Source organism: Devosia sp., assembly GCF_014860165.1.
Taxonomy (GTDB): Bacteria; Pseudomonadota; Alphaproteobacteria; order Rhizobiales; family Devosiaceae; genus Devosia.
The window spans coordinates 13,918-35,950 of sequence record NZ_JACZKG010000013.1 but is presented as its reverse complement, the minus strand read 5'-3'; the positions used below and the strand labels follow the sequence as shown (position 1 = coordinate 35,950).

Annotated in this window: 17 protein-coding genes; 12 read left to right on the top strand and 5 right to left on the bottom strand. The window is 64.5% G+C overall.

Going from position 1 to position 22,033, the window contains the following annotated elements:
* Positions 1–8: 8 nt before the first annotated feature.
* The 4 genes from IH615_RS03120 (at position 9) to IH615_RS03105 (ending at position 3,381) form a co-directional block, all read left to right on the top strand.
* Positions 9–1,604 (top strand): ABC-F family ATP-binding cassette domain-containing protein, encoded by a 1,596-nt coding sequence (locus tag IH615_RS03120; RefSeq protein ID WP_291359722.1) that lies wholly within the window; start codon positions 9–11, stop codon positions 1,602–1,604.
* A gap of 98 nt (positions 1,605–1,702) precedes the next feature.
* Complete coding sequence (locus IH615_RS03115; RefSeq protein WP_291359720.1) at positions 1,703–2,137, top strand: curlin; 435 nt, start codon at positions 1,703–1,705, stop codon at positions 2,135–2,137.
* 82 nt (positions 2,138–2,219) lie between these two features.
* Positions 2,220–2,606, top strand: a complete 387-nt coding sequence (gene csgH / locus IH615_RS03110; RefSeq protein ID WP_291359718.1) for a curli-like amyloid fiber formation chaperone CsgH — start codon at positions 2,220–2,222, stop codon at positions 2,604–2,606.
* A 355-nt stretch (positions 2,607–2,961) separates the two neighbouring features.
* Complete coding sequence (locus IH615_RS03105; protein WP_291359716.1) at positions 2,962–3,381, top strand: curlin; 420 nt, start codon at positions 2,962–2,964, stop codon at positions 3,379–3,381.
* A 49-nt stretch (positions 3,382–3,430) separates the two neighbouring features.
* Here the strand turns inward: IH615_RS03105 and pbpC are convergent, their stop codons facing one another.
* From pbpC to IH615_RS03085, 4 genes are all read right to left on the bottom strand, one after another.
* A complete protein-coding gene (gene pbpC / locus IH615_RS03100) occupies positions 3,431–5,548 on the bottom strand; it encodes a penicillin-binding protein 1C (protein WP_291359715.1) in 2,118 nt (705 codons plus the stop codon).
* Positions 5,549–5,753: 205 nt separating this feature from the next.
* Positions 5,754–11,243, bottom strand: a complete 5,490-nt coding sequence (locus tag IH615_RS03095; protein WP_291359714.1) for an alpha-2-macroglobulin family protein — start codon at positions 11,241–11,243, stop codon at positions 5,754–5,756.
* Between the two features lie 158 nt (positions 11,244–11,401).
* Positions 11,402–11,821: an RNA polymerase-binding protein DksA gene (gene dksA, locus IH615_RS03090; RefSeq protein WP_291359713.1), complete on the bottom strand. Its 420-nt coding sequence runs from the start codon at positions 11,819–11,821 to the stop codon at positions 11,402–11,404.
* Positions 11,822–11,973: 152 nt separating this feature from the next.
* Positions 11,974–12,393 carry a flagellar assembly protein FliX gene (locus IH615_RS03085; protein WP_291359712.1) on the bottom strand — a complete coding sequence of 140 codons (420 nt, stop codon included), beginning with the start codon at positions 12,391–12,393 and terminating at the stop codon, positions 11,974–11,976.
* 299 nt (positions 12,394–12,692) lie between these two features.
* Here IH615_RS03085 and IH615_RS03080 point away from each other — a divergent pair, with 299 nt between their 5' ends.
* The 8 genes from IH615_RS03080 (at position 12,693) to flaF (ending at position 19,882) form a co-directional block, all read left to right on the top strand.
* Positions 12,693–13,766 (top strand): flagellar basal body P-ring protein FlgI, encoded by a 1,074-nt coding sequence (locus tag IH615_RS03080; protein ID WP_291359741.1) that lies wholly within the window; start codon positions 12,693–12,695, stop codon positions 13,764–13,766.
* Entirely contained in the window at positions 13,766–14,086 is a 321-nt protein-coding gene (locus IH615_RS03075) for a rod-binding protein (RefSeq protein ID WP_291359711.1), read from the top strand. The genes IH615_RS03080 and IH615_RS03075 overlap by 1 nt, the downstream gene beginning before the upstream one ends.
* Positions 14,083–14,550, top strand: coding sequence for a flagellar protein FlgN (locus tag IH615_RS03070; protein ID WP_291359710.1), 468 nt, complete (start codon positions 14,083–14,085; stop codon positions 14,548–14,550). The genes IH615_RS03075 and IH615_RS03070 overlap by 4 nt, the downstream gene beginning before the upstream one ends.
* A 102-nt stretch (positions 14,551–14,652) precedes the next feature.
* Positions 14,653–14,997, top strand: a complete 345-nt coding sequence (locus IH615_RS03065; protein WP_291359709.1) for a hypothetical protein — start codon at positions 14,653–14,655, stop codon at positions 14,995–14,997.
* Between the two features lie 210 nt (positions 14,998–15,207).
* Positions 15,208–17,016, top strand: a complete 1,809-nt coding sequence (locus IH615_RS03060; protein ID WP_291359708.1) for a flagellin — start codon at positions 15,208–15,210, stop codon at positions 17,014–17,016.
* Between the two features lie 189 nt (positions 17,017–17,205).
* Positions 17,206–19,014 carry a flagellin gene (locus tag IH615_RS03055; RefSeq protein WP_291359707.1) on the top strand — a complete coding sequence of 603 codons (1,809 nt, stop codon included), beginning with the start codon at positions 17,206–17,208 and terminating at the stop codon, positions 19,012–19,014.
* Positions 19,015–19,131: 117 nt separating this feature from the next.
* The gene (flbT, locus tag IH615_RS03050) at positions 19,132–19,557 is read left to right on the top strand and encodes a flagellar biosynthesis repressor FlbT (protein ID WP_291359706.1); all 426 of its coding nucleotides are present in this window, start codon (positions 19,132–19,134) and stop codon (positions 19,555–19,557) included.
* A complete protein-coding gene (flaF, locus tag IH615_RS03045; protein WP_291359705.1) occupies positions 19,508–19,882 on the top strand; it encodes a flagellar biosynthesis regulator FlaF in 375 nt (124 codons plus the stop codon). The genes flbT and flaF overlap by 50 nt, the downstream gene beginning before the upstream one ends.
* Positions 19,883–19,955: 73 nt before the next feature.
* Here flaF and IH615_RS03040 read toward each other — a convergent pair whose 3' ends face one another.
* Positions 19,956–22,028, bottom strand: a complete 2,073-nt coding sequence (locus IH615_RS03040) for a hypothetical protein (RefSeq protein ID WP_291359703.1) — start codon at positions 22,026–22,028, stop codon at positions 19,956–19,958.
* Positions 22,029–22,033: the final 5 nt, after the last annotated feature.

The window sequence follows — 22,033 nt, the reverse complement described above, 5'->3', positions numbered from 1 at the left end:
TTCCGCCCATGCCTGCCTCCGTTTCCCTGCACCAGCTTTCCTATTCGACCTCAGATAACCAGCCGCTCTTTTCCGACCTCGACCTGTCGTTCGGCAACGAACGGACGGGGCTGATCGGCCGCAACGGCACGGGCAAATCCACCCTGCTTCGCATCATTGCCGGCCACCTGCAGCCCGCCACGGGCTCGGTGACCGTGCAGGGCAGCATCGGCATGCTCGACCAGTCGGTGCAGGTTGCGCCCGACGACACGGTCGCCGACCATCTCGGCGTGGCCGGTGAGCTGGCGCAGCTCGACCGGCTGGAACAGGGCCTTGGCACTGTCGAGGATGCCGGCGAGGCCGACTGGACCCTGCCGGGACGCATCGAGAGCGCGCTGGCCGATGTGGGTCTGCCCGCCTATGCGCCCGATAGGATGCTGACGAGCCTGAGCGGCGGCCAGCGCACGCGGCTGGCTTTGGCCCGGCTGATCCTGGCGCGGCCCGACATCATCCTGCTGGACGAACCGACCAACAATCTCGATGCCGATGGACGGCAGGCGGTGGTGGACCTGCTGCATCGTTGGCGCGGTGCGGCAATTGTCGTCAGCCATGACCGCACCCTGTTGCGCGAGATGGATGCTATTGTCGAACTCACGACGCTGGGCACCACCAGCTATGGCGGCAACTGGGACCACTATGCCGAGCGCAAGGCGCTGGAACTGGCAGCGGCCGAGCATGAACTCGGGACGGCCGAGCGCAGGGTCGCTGATATCGACCGCAAGATTCAGGCGGTGGCCGAGAAGAAGGCCCGCAAGGACGGGGCCGGAAAGCGCAAGGCGGCCAAGGGCGATATTCCCAAGGTCCTGCTCGGCGGCATGAAGGAGAATTCGGAGAATACCAGCGGCGGCAATGCGCGCCTCGCCAACCGCCTGCGCGGCGATGCCGCCGAGGCGGCCAGCGAAGCCCGGGCGAAGGTCGAGATCCTGACGCCCCTATCGGTGACGCTGACGCCGACCGGCCTGCCAGCGGGGCGAACCGTGCTGCAGGCCGACGCGCTCACGGGCGGCCCCGAGGGTGTGCCGCCGATCATCCGCGACCTATCGCTGACCCTGATCGGCCCCGAACGCGTCGCCATCACCGGCCCCAATGGTTCCGGCAAGACCACGCTGCTGCGGCTGCTGACGGGCGCCCTGCCGGCCAGCGCCGGTGTGGCGCGGATTCTGGTGCCCCACGCGATGCTCGACCAGACGGTGAGCCTGCTCGATCCGGCGCTGTCCATCCGCGACAATTTCCGGGCACTCAATCCCGATGCCGACGAGAATACCTGCCGCTCGGCGCTGGCCCGCTTCATGTTCCGCGCCGATGCCGCGCTGCAATTGACCGGGACCCTGAGCGGTGGGGAAATGCTGCGGGCCGGGTTGGCCTGCACGATCGGCGGCAACCATCCGCCGCAACTGCTGATCCTGGACGAGCCGACCAACCACCTCGATATCCATGCCATCGAGCAGGTCGAGGCGGGATTGCGCGGCTATGACGGGGCGCTGCTGGTGATCAGCCATGATGACGATTTTCTCGATGCAATCGGCATTACGCGCACGATTACCTTGTCGATGAACGGAGTCTGAACTCGCCACTCAGAAGCCGTTCCAAATCACTGGGCTAATCCTCGTGTCATAGGCAAGAAGCGCTCGGAGGGAGCGCAGCCAAGACAGGAGAGACCAAAATGATCCGCAAGCTCATCATCACTGCAGTCGCCGCCGTCGCCATCGCCGCTTCGGCTGCCCCCGCCATGTCCAACGACATCTTCGTCGACCAGTTCGGCTTCGGCAACGCCGCCGGCGGCAGCCAGCTCGGCTGGAACAACAAGTTCGGCGTCAAGCAGACCGGCAACTGGAACACCGGCGTTTCCAACCAGACCGGCGGCAACAATGTCAGCGCCATCGGCCAGCAGGGCAACAACAACTATGGCGACGTGCTGCAGAATGGCTGGAACAATGCCGCCGGCGTCGGCCAGTTCGGCGACAACCACACCGCAGTCCTGACCCAGGACGGCAATGGCAACGTCGCCGCCGGTGTCCAGGTCGGCAATGGTTGCAACGCCAATGTCACCCAGGCCGGTGCCGGCAACGTGACGGCCTTCGTCCAGGCCTGCCCCTGATCGGCTCCTGACGTGAGCTGCACTTAGCCGGAAGGGCCAACCCTTCCGGCTCGCCTGCCCCAACCGACTTCAGGAGGAAGCCATGACCATCCCATCCCGGCGCAGCAGCGCCATCGCTCTCGGCCTCGTCGTCGCCACCCTGGCGGCCGGCGCCGGTTTCGCCAATTCCGCCGCCGGCACCACCCAATGCGGCATCGCCACCAGCTCCCAGAACGGCATGCTGGCGCTCGAAGGCACCATTCTGAGCCCGGTCGCATTGAGCGGCGAATACCGCTTCGCCATCCAGAGTTCTGGCAATGGCGGCTCGTCCAATATCAGCCAGGGCGGCTATTTCACCGCCAATGCCAACGAAGCCACCCCGCTGGGCAAGGTGCTGATCAATGCCGGCTCCAACTACAGCGTCGTCTTCGACGTCACCGCCGGTGGCCAGAAGATCGACTGCGACCAGGACATTGCGAGCCTGCGTTGAAACCACATCACCGAGACGGCTGAAGGGCTCCGGGCGACCGGGGCCCTTTGTTCCTTTCTCTCCCCACCTGCCACGACGTCATTCCCGCGAAGGCGGGAATTCATTTCTGAGGTGGTGCAAGGAAGAGTGGATTCCCCCATACGCGGGAATGACGCTGTAGGCTGTTCCAATGGCCCTCGGGTCAGGCGCCGGGGAACGCAGTGGCTGGTACCCCTCTGGATCAAGTCTGCAGCCAGAATCGCTGAACGCATTCTGAACACCCCACTCCGGATCGGTTCAGTCGGCTCCCCCTAGTCTCAGGTCATCGGCTGGAACACCCCAGCAAGGACCAACCAGACCCTCAGGGAGAGATGCCATGACCACCAAGTTCACCAGGACCTTCGTCGCCGCCGTCGCCGCCGCCGTCATTGGCGTCGCCGCCCTCGCCGCCCCCGCCATGGCCGCCGGCCAGGTATCGATCAGCTACACCCCCACCGATCCGGATGAAGCCCAGGCGCTCGGCCTCGGCCTCGGCCTGTTCTCGCTGATCAACGGCATGTCCGCCACCGGCGCCAATGCCCACCAGAACGGCAATTTCAACGCTGCCGGCTTCAACCAGAACGGCAGCGGCAATAACGGCCTGATCTTCCAGGAAGGCAACGGCCATAACGGCACCATTTCCCAGAACGGCAACAACAACAATTGCGGCTTGTTCCAGTTCGGCGAGAATACCAATGGCCAATGCGTCCAGAACGGCAACGGTCAATCGAGCGTGACCACGGTGTTCGGGTTCTGATTTCCCGACGATCTGAATGCGACGGGCCCCTCGGGGCCCGTTTGCACGTCTAGTTCAGGAACACCGTGACCGTATCCGCCCTGCCCTCGGCATCCACCACCGACAGCGTCACGTATCCTGGACCATCGGGTTCCCACAGGCTCTGGCGGGCGAATTCGGGGCGGCCGAAGGGGGCGCCATTCGCAAAGAAGATGAAGGGCGGCACGCCGTTGCGCACCTTGACCATCAGCGGGGACGGATCGACGCCTGCCAGCCCCAGGTCGACATCGACGCCATCGCCGGGAAAGGCGATTTCCGGCGCGGCGACGCGGGCCACCATATCTTCGTCCGGGTGGCGGAAGCGGCGCAATGGCGTCGGCAATTCGCTGTTGGATGCCAGCACCGCCCCCTGCGGCGCCCGCGGCAGCGGCGCCTTGCGGCTGCCGAGGCGATCGAAGGCCTCGAACAGGATCGGCGCCGCACCGACGATGCCCGACAGGCCCGGCACCGGCGCGCCATCGGGGCGGCCGACCCAGACGCCGATGACCGTCTTGCCGTCAAACCCGATAGCCCAGCCGTCGCGATAGCCATAGGACGTGCCGGTCTTGTAGGCGATGCGGCCGGGCGAGCCATTGAGCGGCGGCGGCACGTCGGCAAGGATATCGGACACATACCAGGCCGCAATCGGATCAAGCACGGGTGCAGCAAGCCCGGAGATCTCTTGCGGTTTGATGCCATCATGCAGGGTGACCGGCTGCCCACCATTGCCGATGGCGGCATAGACCGAGACGAGGTCGCGCAGCGTGATACCGACACCGCCCAGGCCCACCGCGAGACTGGGCGCCGTATCGACGGGCAGGCGGGGATCGGCATGGGCCCGGCGTAGGCGCGAGACGAGGCGCGCCGGGCCGACGGCATCGAGCACGACGACGGCCGGAATATTGAGCGATTGGGTGAGCGCGTCGTGGATGGTCACCGTGCCGCGGTTGAATCCGTCGAAATTGACTGGAACATAGGCGCCAAAAGCCGTGGGCCGGTCCTCGATCAGGCTTTCGGGGTGCGCAAGGCCCAGCTCGAAGGCCAGGCCGTAGATCAGCGGCTTGAGGGTGGAACCGGGGGAGCGAATGGCGCTGGTCATGTCGACAAAGCCGGCGCTGTCGGTGTCGAACAATCCGGCCGAGCCGACCGAGGCCAGGATTTCGCCGCTCCCGATATCGGCAGCGACAATGGCGACCGAGACTCTGGGGTCAATCAGCCGGGCGCGGCCGGCGGCGAGATGCTCCAGCGCATCCTGCAGGCGCTTGTCGATGGTCAGGGTCACCGAGCGCGCGGTGGGCTGCGCCTTGACGGCCTGCTCAGCCATATGGGCGGCCAGCATGGGGAAATCGCGGCGCGCGGTGGGCACGGGCTCGCGCTTGGCGGCCACGGCATCCTCGAGTGGTAGCGCGCCCATGGCCACCAGCCGGTCGAGCACCATGTCGCGGCTGCGCTGGGCGGCCAGCGGATCGCGGTCGGGCCGGCGCGCCTCGGGGGATTGCGGCAGCGCCACCAGCAATGCGGACTCGGCTGTGGTCAGCCGCGTCGGCTCCTTGCCGAAATAGGCCAGGCTCGCCGCCCGGATACCCTCGATATTGCCGCCATAGGGCGCCAGGGTCAGGTAGAGGTGCAGGATTTCGTCCTTGCTGAGATCGTGTTCCAGCCTGGTGGCATGAACCATCTGGCGTAGCTTGCCCCAGACATTGCGCGTCGGCTGCCCCTCGATGAGACGGGCCACCTGCATGGTGAGGGTCGAGCCGCCGGACACGACCTGCCCGCCGGCACCGACGAACTGCCAGGCAGCACGGATCATCGAACTCCAGGCGATGCCGTCATGCTCGGCAAAGCCGCGATCCTCGTAGGCGATGAGCATGTCGATGAAGCGCGGATCGATGGCGGCCTGCTCCACCGGCAGGCGCCAGCGTCCGTCTGGTGTGGTGAAGGGGCGAAGCAGCAGGCCGTCACGGTCGGTGACGGCGACGGAAACGGGGAGCGTTGCCACATCGGGCGTCGGCGGAAGGGCAGCGGCGATGTTTGTAATGGCCGAGCTGAGCTGGATGACGCCGGCGCAGGCGAGCGTGAAGAGGCTGAAGCCGGTCAGGGTAAGCCAGCGGGCCCAGTTGTGGCGCTTGGGCTGATCGGTCCTTATCATGACGAACCCAATACACCAGTCGTCACCCTCGGGCTTGACCCGAGGGCTCTACACTTGATGACCCCTCCGCCAGTACAGAGCCCTCGGGTCAAGCCCGAGGGTGACGCGCGGTGGGTGTGGAAGGCCCCCTCACCCGTCGGCTTCGCCGCCGACCTCTCCCCCAAAGGGAGAGGTGAAGGGGCTCCGCTACATGTCTCCGCGCCCCTCATGGCCCGGTCGGCGTGACCTCGATGGAGCCGGCCGCGGTGTTCGCCCGGAACTCGGGGCGATACATGTCTTCCACCGTGGCGCCCGGCAGCACGAATGTGCCGGGCGACACTGCACGCACCAGATAGGCGGTGGTGAAGCTGCCGGATTCGTCGAAGTAGCGGAACGCCGCAACATATTGATCGGTACGGGATTCCACGTGGTTGGCGCTATCGAGATTGAGCCAGCTGAAGTCGGCGACCCCGCCGCCCGCCGACAGGTCCGGATTCTCGATCTCAAAGCCCGCCGGCAGCGGATCGGCCACCACATACTGCCCTGAACCCAGGGTCTGCGGCCGGACTGTCAGCACCACGACGAGCCGCTCGTTCTGCGCAATGGGCGCCGCCTGCGGATCGATGGGCGTGCCATCGGGCAGGTAGTATTCGCGGCTGATGGTGAAGCCGTTGCTGCTGGCCGGCGGCGGCGTGAGCGGGAAGCCGCTCACAGTCACCTTGGCCTCGGTATCGGTGTCGCCGCTATTGGCGATCTCCACCGCCTCGAAGCCTGCCTGGTCGTAGCGGCGATAGACTTCGCCGCTCAGGGCTTCTCCATCGAGCGTCACCGAACCATCGGTAGCGGAAGCCCCAAGGGCCGCCGCAGCCAGCAAGGTCCAGCTATCTTCCTGCGTCGAGGTATAGCTTGCCCTGTCGCGCAGCTTGGCAAGCTGGTTGGCAAGGTCCGTCAGGTCCACGCCTTCGGGCTTGAACTCGGCGGCCAATGCCAGCACGCCCGCCAGATCCCGCATGCGACTGCCATAGTCGCCGCGATAGCGCCTGATATTGTCCGGCTCGTTCAACTTCGCCACCGCTGCCGCGAAGGCGGAATTGGCCCGGGTCGGATCGCCATAGAGCGCCAGCGCGGCACCAAGCTGGGCCTGAGCCAGCGGCGAACCGAAGGCATTGAGGCGCGCTTCGTGATAGTAGCGCAGGTCACCCATCGACACCCGGCCGGCGCGCGCCAGATCATAGAGCGCGTAGGCAATGTCCTCTCCGCCCTTGTCGAAATCGGCGGCATAGGACAGCTGATTGGCCAGGTTGTCGAAGGCCATGGTCATGGACTGCTCGGGCACCTCATAGCCGGCTGCCTTGGCACGCAGCAGGAAATCGGTGACGAAGCCGTCCAGCCACAGGTCGCCGCCATCGAACGGCCCCCAGAGGCCGAAGCCGCCGCTGGAGTTCTGCTTGGAGAGGAGGTTGGCGATGGCGTCAATGACGGTCTGGTTGAGCTTGTCGTCTGAGGCGGTGCCGACGAGCTTGGCCACATCGTTGAGATAGAGCAGCGGCAGAGCGCGGCTCGAGAGCTGTTCGGCGCAGCCATAGGGGTAGCGATCAAGCGCCAGCAGCAGGCCGGGCACGTCGAGGCGGGCTATCGGGCCGATGGCCAGGGTCATCGCCCCGGTATTGGCCATGTAGCTGTCGAAGTGGTCGGGGCCGATGGTCACGGTCGCACCCGCCTTGATGGGCAGCAGGCGGCTGGTGGTGACGGGCGCGCTGGTCGGCCGCACGCCGAGGAGCAGTTCCTTGGCCTGCGTGCTGCCATCGGGCGCAGTGATGGTCAGGACGACCGGCCAATCGCCGATCTGCATGCCATTGAGGGAGAGTTCGAGCGCTGTTCGGTTGCCCTTTTCCAGCTCGACCTCGGTGTCTTCGGCAGGCGTGGCAATGCCGTCACCGGTCGAGAGCGACACACCATAAGTGCCTGACTCGCCATCGATATTGTTGATCTCGACCAGGAGCCGCGACTCATCGCCAACGCGCAGGAAGCGCGGCGGGCTGAGGGTGACGACAACAGGATCGCGGACGATCACATCCGCCGAGGCATGCCCCACGGCATTATCGGTCCAGGCCATGGCCATGACCCGCACCGTGCCCGAGAAATCAGGCATGTCGAAGGTGATGGTGGCCTTGCCCTCCGCATCGACTTCGACAATGCCCGAATGGAGCGCGACCAGCACCGACGTCGCCGGCGGTGTGCCGGTGCGCGAGGAGCCCTCATCGCCGCCCGAACGCATGGCGCCGGCCAGTCCCTGGGTCGGGTCGATCAGCGAGCCATAGAGGTCGCGGACTTCCATGCCGAGCTGACGCTGGCCGAAATACCAGCCATCGGGGTCCGGCACCTTGAAGTTGGTCAGGTTGAGAATGCCCAGATCCACTGCGGCAACGGCCACATAGGCCTTCTGGCCGGCGGCCAGGTTGCCCAGGTCGACCGTGGTGGTGAAGCTCTGCCGCGGCAGGGTGACTTCGGGGGTCTCCAGGGTCACGTCGAGCTTGCGGTCGCCCGGCTCGACATCGGCAAACGCCAGGCCCAGGGCCCGCGAGGGCATGCGCTTTTCGGCGGCGTCGGACGGACGATAGAGGATCGCCGTCACATAGGCGCCGGGGCCCCATTCCTCGGTCACCTCGAGCGGCACGGTGGTGCCACCCTCGGGAACCTCGACCGCCTGCATGGCGATGACGCGGTTATCCACCACCATCACCAGCGCCGTGCCGGCAAACTGCGGATCGAGCTTGAGCTGGGCCGTCTCGCCGACCTTGTAGGCGGCCTTGTCGAGCGCGACCTGCAGGGTGTCTGGCGTGTCGGAGCCCGCCTCGGCATAGTAGTAGCCGGCATAGAATTCGTAGCTGGATGAGGTCGGGTTGTCGCCCGAGCTTTCCACCTCGACCCGGTAGAGGCCCCAATCGACATTGGCGCCGATGGTCACCGGGCCGCCGTCGGGCGTATCCGCCGTGCCACTGGCGACTTCGCGCGACGTGGTAATGGCTTCCCACTGCCAGGTGCTGCCATTGCGATACCACTGGTAGTTGGTGTCGATGCGCGAGATGGTCCAGCTCAGGCCGGTCTTGGCGATGGCGTCGCCCTCAGGCGAAACAGCGATGATGTCGAAGCTGGCTTCGCTCCCTTCGGCGAGCCCGGAAGCGTCGCTGAAAGTCGGCTTGATGCCGATGCGGTCGACTGTCGCCAGCACCGGGCGGCTGATGCTGCGTTCGATGGTGCGGCCATTGCTGTCGACCAGACGGAGCAACAATTGCGCTTCGAGCGGACGCGTGGTGGCTGGTGGTTCGGGCAGCACCACTTCGGCCACGGCATTGCCGGCCTCGTCGGTGGTCCCGACTACGCCCAGCGGCTCGCGGCTGGTCTCGACCGTGTCGTCTTCGCGGCCAAAGACATAGCCCGGGAACGCCTCGAGGGTCGTGCGGGGGCTGATGATGGTATCGGCCTCGATGGCCAGGTTTGGCGCGGTGGCGCCATAGAGATACTTGGCCGCGACATCGATCGCGGTGACTTCGCCGACGACCATTGGGGCGTCGGGCGCGCTGACTTCGAAGGCCAGGCGTTCCGGCTCGAAATCTTCCACCAGAAAGCTGGTGCTGGACAGCGCCTTGGCCTCGGGATCGGCATGGAGCCGCGCCGTCCACGAGCCGCGCATGGCTTCATCAACCATGGGCAGGGCCACGAAATAGCCGCCCGCGCCCTGATCGTTGAGCACCTGCGTGCTGGCCACAACCCCGTCCGGGCGCTCGATTTCGAGGGTCAGCGGCAGGCCGGTCACGGCCATCGCGCGCTCGTCGCGCAGCAGGGCCGTCAGATAAACAGTCTCGCCGGGGCGATAGACGCCGCGTTCGGTGGTGGCGAAGAGATCGAGCGGGCCCGGGGACGGACGCCCCTCGACGCCGCGATCGGTCAGATCGAAAGCCGGGCGCGAGAGATCGAGGAAGGCATAGTCGCCGTCACTGGTCTCGGCGACCAGCAGCTGGGGCGCCCTGCCCCCTTCGCCGCGCGCCAGGCCCGGCGCGAAGGTGGCGCGGCCATCGGCATCGGTCGTGGCTTCGCCGAGGATTTCGTTATTGACGGCGACGAGACGGACCGTGGCGCCCTCGATCGGCTTGGCATCGTCGAGCCCGCGCACGAAGGCATGCACGCCATCGTCGCCGGAAATGGTGGTAAGCCCCAGATCGGTGACGATGAACCACTGGGTGGCCACGCTGTCCCAATATTCGGAATACTCGTCCTTGATCTTGGCGGTGATGACATAGGCGCCCGCCTCCATCTGGCCGATCGTCTCGGCCACGGGAATGGCAGTGGTCGTCAGCTCGTTGGGTTCGCCGCGGGCAAGGTCGACCTCGCCGGTCCAGACCTGTTCACCGACGCGGTCGGCAATGTCTTCGGCGTCATACTCGGTCAGGCTGCCCTGGAAGATGCCGTCGCGCACGGCAGTGGCGATCGAGCGGTCGCCCACGCGATAGATCATGACCTCAGCCACATCGGCATTGACCGAGGTGATCGGCAGCCCGCCGCCCAGGCCAGCCGGCATGACATAGGCGTCATTGGCAAAGCCCACGAAGGGCGAGCGATCGGGCACATAAACGTCGAGCACGACATCCTTGAGCAGTTCCTCGCCATCGGCGGATGGCAGGCCGGCCCGCAGGCGGATGTCATAGCGCCCGCCATGCAGCAGGCCCTCGACGCAGATCTGCTGATCCTCGGCCTCGACTGACGCCTGCGGCATGTCGGCGACGACAACATAGGCGGACAGGTCAGTGGTCGAATAGGGCAAGGGGGCGGAGAACACGGCGCAGATGCGCGGCGATGCCGCATCGGCATCGACCACGTGGTCGGTCACGCGGAAGCCATGCTGGGCAACGACGTCGTCGAGATGGGCCTCCACCGCCTCGTTGGGCGACAGCTTGAGGCTCAGGCGATAGCTGGCAATCACCTCGCGCCACATCTCGCGATATTCCATGGCATTGGCGAGGGCGGCCAGCGCATCGGCGCGGTCCTGCACATCGGTGGCGCGCAAGAACGCATTCATGGCTGCGGACGAGGCAAGATAGGCCAGGCTGCTGCCGCCGTCGCCATCGGCCTGGTTCTTGGCAGCTTCGGCCTGGGTCAGCGCGGCCTGCGCCAGCGCCTGCCAGACGGCGCGGTCATTGGCGTTGATCGCCAGCGCCTGCTTGTAGGCGACGACCGCGGCGGCCTGGTTGCCGGCGGCTGCCGCTTCCTCGGCGGATTCCACGAGGCCCGCATAGGTCACCTTGGGCGGCGGGGTGTCGGTTTGCGGCAGGCCAAGAGCAAAGCTGCGGGCGGTGTCGATGATGCCCTGGGCGGGGAACGGCAATTCGGCCTGGCGCACGGCCTCGGTCACTGCAGGCGAAGGCGCGCGGCTGACGCGGCCGGACGTGGCGCCGGAAAATTCGGTCGGCTCACTCGCCATGCCCTTGAGAAAGCACCAGTTGGACTGGGAATTGAAGGTAAAGGCGCGACAGATATTGTCGTCCGCGCAGGCCGCGCTGCAGGTGTCCAGGTCCGTGTTGCGGATGATGGAGTAATCGAAGCCGGGAAGGTCGGTATCTTCCAGCAGCGTGATCTTTTGATCCGCCGCCATTGCCGGCGCGCCCAGAGCGAGGACCAACGCCAGACCCAGCGCACGCATTTTCGAAGCAAACCGCATCGTTGCCCTCCCAAGCTCGACGCCACCATATGGACGAGAAGCTGCGGCGGAAACAAGACCCCAGAAATATCGCTTTGTCAGAATTTGCCGGTTGCGCCCCGGACAAGAAAAAAGGCCCGCATCTACTGCGAGCCTTCGTAAAATCAGAGCATCGAGACTTATTCGTCCCGATAGACCTTTTCGCGGCGCTCGTGCATTTCCTGGGCTTCCAGGCTCAGCGTGGCGATGGGGCGGGCGTCGAGGCGGGCAATGCCGATCGGGTCGCCGGTCTCTTCGCAATAACCATAGGTGCCATCGTCGATGCGCTTCAGCGCGGCGTCGATCTTGGCAATCAGCTTGCGCTGACGATCGCGCGTCCGCAATTCGAGGGACCGGTCGCTTTCCGAGCTGGCGCGATCGGCCATGTCGGGGTGGTTCTGGCTCTCTTCCTGCAGATTCTCGAGAGTCTCGCGGCTTTCGCGGAGGATATCGTCCTTCCAGGCGTTGAGCTTGGCCCTAAAATACTCGCGCTGGCGCGGATTCATGAACGGCTCGTCGTCACTGGGCCGGTATTCAATCACTTCTGCAACCGAAGACATCAGCAGACTCAACTCCAATGCACCCCTAAGGCGGCCTATATATGCGCCTAACGCCGACCGGGCAAGCGCGCAAGGCGCCGGTGCTTAACACGGGAAAGTTCCGGCCCGTCAGGCGCATAGCGCAATACTGACAACATTTTGATGACCGGCACCTAACTGGCCGGAAAACGTCCGACCTTGGCCAGTTCCACCCTCACCCGCAGCTCGATGTCGTCGAGCAGGGCATCAAGGCCCGGAACCGATCGTTCGCGTGCCTCTGACAACATGGCCGCCATACGATCCAGCTTTTCGGCATCGATCCGCCCGATCAGCAGGTCCGTCCTGAGGTCATCGAGGCTGTCCAGAAGCGAGGCGCCGCGGCGTATGGCCTTCTTTCGCCCGGTGAGCGGCTCGCCCGCGGCCTGCAATGCCAGGATGGCCTCTATACCGGTGAGCCCCTGGGCTGGCGTGTTTCCGGCTACCCGAGCTGGTGCGTCACCGCCGGCGGGCACGAAGTCCACACCTGAGCCGGAGCGGCCGGCGGCATTGCCGCGGCCAACGCCTGTCGTTCGGTTGCTGGTGTCGATGCGCAAGGCTGGACTCAAATCAGTTCACTGCCGTCCCCGGCAAAATCTGCCGCCAGCCGTTAACAAGGCCTTAATGAGCCCGGCAAGAATTGCTCACCAGCGCCTTGCGGCCGACATCGGCGGACGGCAGCGACCGACAAACCGTATAAGTTTCAACGCTCTAGCCGAAACAAGTCCGAGTGGCACGGTTTTCGCAACGTGACCACCGAACGCTGCGCCATGGGGATGGCACGGCCAGACGACGGGGATGCCGGATGACCAAATCACTGCTGCACAGGCTGATCGCAGGGGCGCTGACCATTTCGATGGTGCTGCTGCCCACTCTCGAGACGCATGCGGCAGCCGCCCGCATCAAGGATATTGTGGATTTTGAAGGCGTCCGTGAGAACCAGCTGGTCGGCTATGGCCTGGTGGTCGGGCTCAACGGCACCGGTGACAGCCTCAACAACTCGCCTTTCACCAAGCAGTCGCTGCAATCCATGCTGGAACGCCTGGGGGTGAACACCGCCGGCGAGAACGTGCGCACCGCCAATGTCGCCGCCGTGATGGTGACCGCCAACCTGCCCCCGTTTGCCACGCAGGGCTCGCGCATGGATGTGTCGGTCGCCGCGCTGGGCGATGCAGACAGCCTGCAGGGCGGTACACTGCTGGTAACGCCACTGCTGGGCGCCGATGGCGAAGTCTATGCCATCGCGCAGGGTTCGGTCGCCATCAACGGCTTCAAGGCCGAGGGTGACGCGGCCACCATCATCTCGGGCGTCCCCACCACCGGCCGGATCTCCTCGGGTGCGCTGATCGAGCGCGAGATCGACTTCCACCTCGGCAGCCAGACTTCGCTGCGCCTGGCCCTGCGCAATCCGGACCTGACAACGGCGCGCCGCATCGCCCTGGCGGTCAACGACTTCATCGGCGCCCCCACCGCCACGCCCGAAGATCCTGCCACGGTGCGACTGACCCTGCCCCACGGTTTCAATGGCAATATCGTCGACCTGCTCACCGACATAGAGCAATTGATGGTCGAGACCGACCAGACGGCCAAGATCGTCATCGACGAAAATTCGGGGATCATCGTCATGGGCCGGGACGTGCGCGTGTCGAGCGTGGCCGTGGCCCAGTCCAACCTGACCGTGACCATCGCCGAGGATCCTACCGTCGTGCAGCCCAACCCCCTGAGCCTGGGGCAGACGGCGGTGGAGCCCAATACCAATCTCAATGCCAACCTCTCCGAGACGGCGCTCTCGATCGTCAATGAGTCCGTGACGCTGCAGGAACTGGTGGATGGCCTGAACGCGCTCGGCATCTCGCCCCGCGACCTGATCGCCATCCTTCAGGCGATCAAGGCCACCGGCGCCCTGCAAGCCGAGATCGAGGTGCTGTGATGATCCAGTCCAGCACGCAGCCCGGCGCCAGCCTCACCCCCGCGCAGATCGCCAGGGTCCGCCAGCAGGCCGAAGACTTCGAGGGCGTGTTCCTCAATACGCTGACCAAGGAACTCTTCTCCTCCATCAAGACCGACGAGAGCGTCATGGGCGGTGGCTTCGGCGAAGAGACCTGGCGCTCCATGCAGGCCGAACAGCTTGCCGCCAACATGGCGCAGAACGGTGGCCTTGGGATCGCCGAACAACTGCTGCCAGACCTGCTCGCCATGCAGGAAGCCGCCAATAACCAGAACACCATCTTGCCGGGAGCCTATAAATGACCGCAGCCGCACGCCTCGCCGCCCTCGACAGCCTGCCGGCCGACGAGCTCTGCCGCATGGCCGAAATCGCGCTGGCCGCACTGGTCGACGTGATGAATCAGGAGACCACCCTCCTCCGGGCCGGCCACATGCGGCAGGCCAGCACGCTGACGCCCGAGAAGGCGCGGCTGGCGCAGGACTATGTTGGATTTGCCCGCTCGGTGCAGCGCCAGGGAGACCGCCTCAAGGCGCAGGCACCCGCGGCCGTCGAGCGCCTTCGCCTCGGCCATGAGCGCCTCGCCACCCAGATGGCGGAGAACCTGCGCGTATTGGCAACCGCCCGCATGGTGACCGAAGACCTGCTGACAGATGTCGCCAAGATCGTCGGACAACAAAACCGGGCGAAGACTTACGGGCGGGGTGGCGCAATCACAGCAGACCCGGCAGCATCCGCCCGCGGCATCGCAGTCAACCGAGCTCTTTGATTTAGACTCCATTTACATCAATTGCAGACGATATCGATAATGGAGCGGAAATCGCGGTAGATTTATGGTGCCACTGGCATTCGTGGATGCAAGGACAGCGTCATGATCACCGCAATCACGGCCGATCCGCTTTCTACAGGCAGCGTCGGCCTTCACAGTTACCGCGCCAAACCCATTTCCGGGGAGCGCAGCATGCTGCCCGACAGCACCCCGCCGGCGCCCAAGAATTCCAGCGCCAGCGACCAGGGCAGCTTTCCGCGGCAAGACCCGCCCGCCGAACCGGCACCGGAGCCCGAGCGCTACGGCGCCGCCTCCATGTTCGCCGCCGCAGTCATTGCCGGCGCCATGCCGCCCGCGCCCACGACCATAGAAGAGGTGATCATGCGCATCGGCTCGATCCCGCTTCCGCCCGAGTCCGAAGCGCGGCTCAAGGATATGATCGCCTAGGTTAACGCGACCTCACCGCCACACCGCATGGAAGACACATGTAAGCCCCGGATTCCGGGGCTTTTGTTTTTTCGCCGGTTTCTAATCAAGTGCAATTTGCCCAAATATTCATCAGCCGCTTAATCCTTCTTTAGAGCCTGCCGGTTGAAGGTCGGGATGCCTCAGGAAGAGGCGCTTTTAGTTTGCGTAATCCTAGAAAAGGACTCTCAAATGGCCGACATTTCCCTCTCCAAAGCCGTCCGCTCGAACCTGCTGTCCCTCAAGGGCACTGCCGACATGATGGCAACCACCCAGAACCGTCTGTCCACCGGCAACAAGGTGAACTCGGCTCTGGACAATCCCTCCAGCTGGTTCACCGCCCAGGGCCTTTCCAACCGCGCCAGCGACCTTGGTTCCCTGCTTGACTCCATGGCCAACGGCGTCAAGACGCTTGAAGCTGCGGACAATGGCCTCAGCGCCATGACCAAGACCCTGGAATCCATGCAGTCGACCCTGCGTCAGGCTCGCCAGGACAAGTCCTTCCAGACCACGTCCCTGTCGGTTGACGCCGCGACTGTCGGTACTGCTGCAGCCGAGAACCTGACCTTCAGCGGTGGTGCCTTCACCACGGCCCAGTCGGTCTCGATCCACAGCGGCACCAAGACCGGTAACAACGGTTTCGTTGGTGGCAATGGTCGCCTCGGCTTCGCCGGCACGGTCACCGTCCAGGCCACCAGCCTGAACTCGAACGCTGCCGTCACCGTCTCGCTGACCAAGGACGACACCGCCGCCACTTCGGCCGAAAAGATCAACACCGCTCTCGGTGGTGCAGCCGGTGGCAATGGTGGCGTCAAGGCCTCGGTCGTCGACGGCCAGCTCAAGATCGAAAGCTCCAAGGGTGAAACGCTCACTCTCGCCGGTACCGCAGCCCAGTTCGCCGGCCTCACCGCCGGTGCAGCAACTGCCAATACCGACGCGACCCTGGTAGCTGCCGGCGGTACCGACTTCTCGGCTGCCGATCCGGATATGTCGGCCCTGGCCGGCAAGACGGTCACCATGACCAGCGAAGGTGGCGATACCGCAACCTACACCTTCACCGCCTCCGCGACTGGCCAGAAGGCCGCTCTCGTCGCGGCCGGTGCTACCGCTGGCTTCACGCTTGCCGGCGCTGCCGCTGGTGTGAACTTCACCCGTGACGATGGCCGTAACTTCACCGTTACGACCAGCGATACTGCCCTGGGCACTGCCCTCGGTCGTGGCGCCACCACGACGACGACCTCCACCAACGGTGTGATTTCGTCGGGCACTGTGACCGCCGTCAACCAGGAATTTGCGGTCAAGACCGTCGATGCGCTCGTCAGCGAGATCAACGACAACACCGACCTGACCGGCAAGATCCGTGCTTCCAACGATAACGGCAAGCTGCGTATCGAAAACCAGTCAACCAAGGCGCTTGAAATCGCCGGTGCCACCGGTGGTGCCGTGACCGGTGCTGCTCTTGCCCTGACCGAAGTGGCCGGTAACACCGTCCGCGCCGGCCTGGCCGATCAGTTCAACGAACTGCGCGACCAGCTCGACAAGCTCGCCGACGACGCCTCGTTCAACGGTATCAACCTGCTGCGCGGCGACAAGCTGGCTATCACCTTCAACGAAACTGGCACGTCGTCCATCGACATCCAGACCGAAGACGGTGACACCATCAACTCGGCCAACCTGGGTGTTTCCACCACCCTGGAAGCTTCGGATCTCGACAGCGACACCACCATCGACGCCGAACTGGGCAAGCTGAAGTCCGCTCTCAACGAAGTGCGGTCGCAGGCTTCGTCCTTCGGTTCGAACCTGTCCATCGTCGAGAATCGCCAGACCTTCACCAACTCGATGATCAACACGCTGGAAGACGGCGCCGGCAACCTGACGCTGGCCGACATGAACACGGAAGCTGCGAACCTGTTGGCTCTGCAGACCCGTCAGTCCCTGTCGCAGAACTCGCTGTCGCTGGCCAGCCAGGCCGACCAGTCGATCCTGCAGCTCATCCGTTAATTCGGAAAAGCCTTACAGATCAAAGGAATGGGGCGGGTCGCAAGACCCGCCCCTTCTCTTTTGCGCCGCAGCTCCCGCAGCTCATATGGTTTATGAGCTGTCAATCCGCATGGTTAACGCCCCTTTAAGGAACCGCTGTTAACACTTGTTGCAAGGGGCCGAGACGGGCCCATGGCAAGGATTGCACAAATGTCGGATATCTCCCTTTCAAAGGCCGTTCGGTCGAACCTACTCTCGCTCAAGAGCACCGCCGACATGATGACGACGACGCAAAATCGTCTCGCCACCGGCAACAAGGTGAACTCGGCCCTGGACAATCCCTCCAGCTGGTTCACAGCCAAGGGGCTCACCAATCGCGCCAGCGATCTCGGCGCGCTGATCGACTCCATGGCCAATGGCATTCAGACGCTCGAAGCAGCAGACAATGGCCTTAGCGCCATGACCAAGACGCTGGAATCGATGCAGTCGACCCTGCGCCAAGCTCGCCAGGACAAGTCCTTCCAGACCACTTCAATGTCGGTCGATCCGGCTACCGTCGGCACAGCCGCAGCCGAGAACCTAACCTTCAGCGGTGGCGCCTTCACCACGGCCCAGTCTGTCTCGATCCACAGCGGCACCAAGACCGGTAACAACGGCTTCGTTGGCGGCAACGGCCGCCTCGGCTTCGCCGGTACGGTCACCGTCCAGGCCACCAGCCTCAACGCCAACGCCGCCGTCTCCATTGCCCTGGTCAAGGGCGACACCGCCCAGACCTCCGCAGACAAGATCAACGCTGCCCTCGACGGTGTTACCGGCGGTGATGGCGGCGTCCAGGCCGTTGTTGTCGATGGCCAGCTGCGGATCGAAAGCTCCAAGGGTGAGTCCCTCACCCTGGGTGGTACGGCTGCTCAGTTCGCTGGTCTCACCGCCGGTGCAGCAACTGCCAATACCGACGCGACCCTGGTGGCTGCCGGTGGTACCGACTGGTCTGCTGCTGATCCTGACATGTCGGCCCTGGCGGGCAAGACCGTAACCTTCACCAGCGAAGGCGGCGACACCGCAAGCTACACCTTCACCGCCTCCGCGACCGGCCAGAAGGCCGCCCTCATCGCGGCCGGTGCTACCGCTGGCTTCACGCTTGCCGGCGCTGCCGCCGGTATCAACTTCACCCGTGACGATGGTCGCAACTTCACCGTTGAAACCAGCGACGCTGCCCTGGGCACTGCTCTCGGCCGTGGCGCCACCACGACGACGACCTCGACCAACGGTATCATCTCGTCGGGCACTGTGACCGCCGTCAACCAGATGTTCGCCGTCAAGACCGTCGATACCCTGGTCAGTGAGATCAATGCCAACGCCGATCTGAAGGGCAATATCCGCGCTTCCAACGACAACGGACGCCTGCGTATCGAGAACCAGTCGACCCAGCCGCTCTCGATCGCCGGTGCCACCGGTGGCGCCGTGACCGGTTCGGCCGTCGCACTCACCGAAATCGCCGGCAACACGGTGCGCGCCGGCCTGGCCGATCAGTTCAACGAACTGCGCGACCAGCTCGACAAGCTCGCCGACGACGCCTCGTTCAACGGTATCAACCTGCTGCGCGGCGACAAACTGGCTATCACCTTCAACGAAACTGGCACGTCGTCCATCGACATCCAGACCGAGAATGGCGAGACCATCAACGCCTTTAATCTTGGCGTGCCCACCCAGCTCGAGGAAAAGCAGCTCGACAGCGATGGCACCATCGACGGCCTGCTGAACGATGTGAAGGCTGCACTGGACGAGGTTCGCTCGCAGGCCTCGACTTTCGGCTCGAACCTGTCGATCGTGCAGAACCGCAAATCGTTTACGACAGCGATGATCGATACGCTCGAAACCGGCGCCGGCAACCTGACGCTGGCCGACATGAACACCGAGGCTGCCAACCTGCTGGCCCTGCAGACCCGCCAGCAGCTGTCGCAGAACTCGCTGTCGCTGGCCAGCCAGGCCGATCAGTCGATCCTGCAGCTCCTGCGGTAAACGCTCCATTCAGGACGAACACGACCGAAGGCGGGCCATGTGCCCGCCTTCATTGTTTTCGCCATGTTGGCGAGCTAGACCAATCAGGACGAGTTACGAGTCGCGGAGGCTGGCCGAATGGCACTCAAGGTCGAACTAAAGCCCGGCGAAAAGCTGCTGGTGGGCAATTGCATCATCACCAACTCGGACCAGCGGACCCGCCTCTTCATCGAAGGACGGGCGCCGATCCTGCGCGAAAAGGATATCCTGACATCCGAGACGGCGACGACACCGGCCAAGCGCATCTACCTGGCGATCCAGCTGATGTATATCGACGAGGATTCGGACGCGGCGCGGACCGCCTATACCGAGCTGTCCAGGGACTTCCTGGAGGCCGTGCCGTCGGCCGCAGACATCATTAACCAAATCAATAACGAGATATTAACTGGGGCTCTGTACAAAGCTCTGAAGGCTGCACAGCGGCTGACAGAGTACGAACAGGAACTGCTTTCTCATGCATCAGCAAGGCGCACAAGCCTACCAGCAGACGACGAAAATCGTTGAGTCGGCCCGGGAGCGTGAATCAGCGCTCCTGATGAAGGCGGCAGCCGGCCTACAGCGGGTGAAGGATGAGTGGGCGACTGGCACCGATCAGGACCTGAGGGCGGCGCTGACCTTCAACCGCAAGATCTGGACGATATTCATGGCAGCCGTGACCAAGGACGACAGCCCCCTCCCCGCCGAAATCCGCCAGAACATCGCCAATCTGGGCATGTTCATCATGAACCAGACCCGCGAAATCCTGCTCGACCTCAATCCACAGCCCCAGCAGCTCGATGTGCTGGTGCGACTCAATCGCCAGATCGCCGCCGGGCTGCGCGGCAGCTGAACGCAAGTTTGCCTGATAACAAAACCCCCTCGGCAGTGCCGAGGGGGTTTTTGCTTGTCGACTGTGCGGCGCGCTAGAGGAAGTTGACCAGGCTCAACTGGCTCACCATCGAGGTCGCCTGGTAGCTCGCCTGCAAGCGGGTCTGCAACGCTAGGATCTCCATCGCCACGTCTTCCTTGCTGACGGTCTCGACATCGCTGAGCAGGTTGTCGAGCTGCGCCTTGTAGTTGACGTGGCGCTCGGACGAGGTGTTGAGCGAAATACGGGCCACGGCCAGTTCCATGGTCAGGATTTCCACCGAACCGCGCTCGGCGTTGTGCGCCTCCGATAGCTGCGCCTGCTGCCGGGTCGCCATGGCGTCGAACCGACCATTGGCGGCGCGGCGATCCGCGACAACGGCCTTTTCATAGGCGGCAAGGTCTGCAGCGCGTGTTGCGGGGTTGGTTTGGGCCATGGCAGCCAGCCGCATCGGCTCACGCGAGGCCAGGATGTTCTCTTCGGTAGGGTAAGTCTCGACCGATAGCGAGGCCATCGTGCGCACCAGGTTGAGCAGGCCCGATTCATTGCCCTGGATGCCATAGGCAACGCGAGTGGCGTCATCCACCTGGGCCGTAACGCTCTGGCGCGGGTTGCCCTCGGCCGTCATCGCGGCTTCTGCCGCTACCACGTTCAGCGCCTTGGCGAAATTGGCGGTGGTTTCGGCGACAGTGGCGCCGATCGTGAACTGGCCTGCGCCGGCCTTGCCGGTCACCGCCGTCAGCGCCAGCACACGCGTGGCGCCGCTGGGCTCGGTCAGCGTTATCTGCACCGCCTCGCCTGCAGCCGGATTGGCGGCGAAGGTCGCAGCGGCCACGCTGGGATCGGCCGCTGTATAGGCCGTGGTGATATTGGCCGTGCTGGCGGAAACACTGGTGATCTGGAAGCCATGGTTGGCCGAGACAGGCGCGGTCTCGGTCAGCGACACGGTATTGGTGGCCGTGTTGGTGCCGATCTGCATGCGACCCAGGCCTTCTCCGGCGATCGCCGGCGACTGGCCGGTATACCACATGATGGTATCGGTCGCGTCGGCGACGCGCAGCGATGTCGCATTGCCGAAGCCGCCACCGCCATCCTGGACGCGCAGCACGGGCTCCCCCGCGCCGTTGAAGAAATTGGCTGCCGCTGCGAAATTCGACGCTCCGGAGAGTTGGGTTTCGCCCACAGAAACCAGCTTGGCGTTGAGCGCCGCCTGGAAGTTGGTGGCGGTCACGCTGGCATCCGCACCGATGATGAACTCATCGGTACCGCCAGTGGACTCGGCCGCGGTCGTCGCCCGCAGCGTGATCTGCGTTTCGGTACCATCGGGCAAGGTGAAGCCCATCGTGATGGTCTGACCCGAGCTCACCTGCTCGGCCGGATCCGGCTGGAAGGTGACCGTGAGATTCTTGGCCACCGGCGGCACGGAAGCCACCGGGGACGTGTAGGTCAATGCCGAAGGCGCCGCTGTGGTGGAGATGGTCGAGAGCTTGTAGCCAAACGGATGCACCCCGTCTTCGCTGAGGGTCAGCACCGAGGCGGTTGCCGGGCCCGGCACCGGCGGAGCCCCGACAACCAGGGTCGAATCCAGCCGCCCCATGCCGTCATCGCCGATATCGGCGGCTTTGCGCTCGTTGAGGACGGTCTTGAAACCGGCCTTGCCCCCCTGCCCATCGAGCAGCACATTGGTGTCGGGCAGTGGCGGGCGGTCGGTGTTTGAGCCCCCGAACAGGTAGCGCCCCGCGACATCGGAATTGAGCAGGGTCACGAGCTCATCCAGCCGTGCCTTGGACAGGCCGGGCAAGGTCGCCATGTTGATATTGTTGGTGCCGTACTGCCCCTGCACCGCAGCATTGCGGGCCTCGGCCTCCATGGCGTCCAGCCGGGTGACTGTCTTGTCGAGGAAGCTCAGGCGCAGGTTGACCGTGTCGATATTGGCCGAGAAGCCCTCGATCTTGCCCAGGCGCGCCCGCACCGACAGCGACATGGGCAGGTCCCGCCCCATCTCGGACAGCTTGGACGCCTTATTGCCCGTCCCCAGTTGCATCTGCAGCGTGGCGAACTTGTCCTGCATCTGGGAGATGACGCCGAACCCGGTCTGAAGCGGGAACATGGATTTGTTGACGATCATCTTAC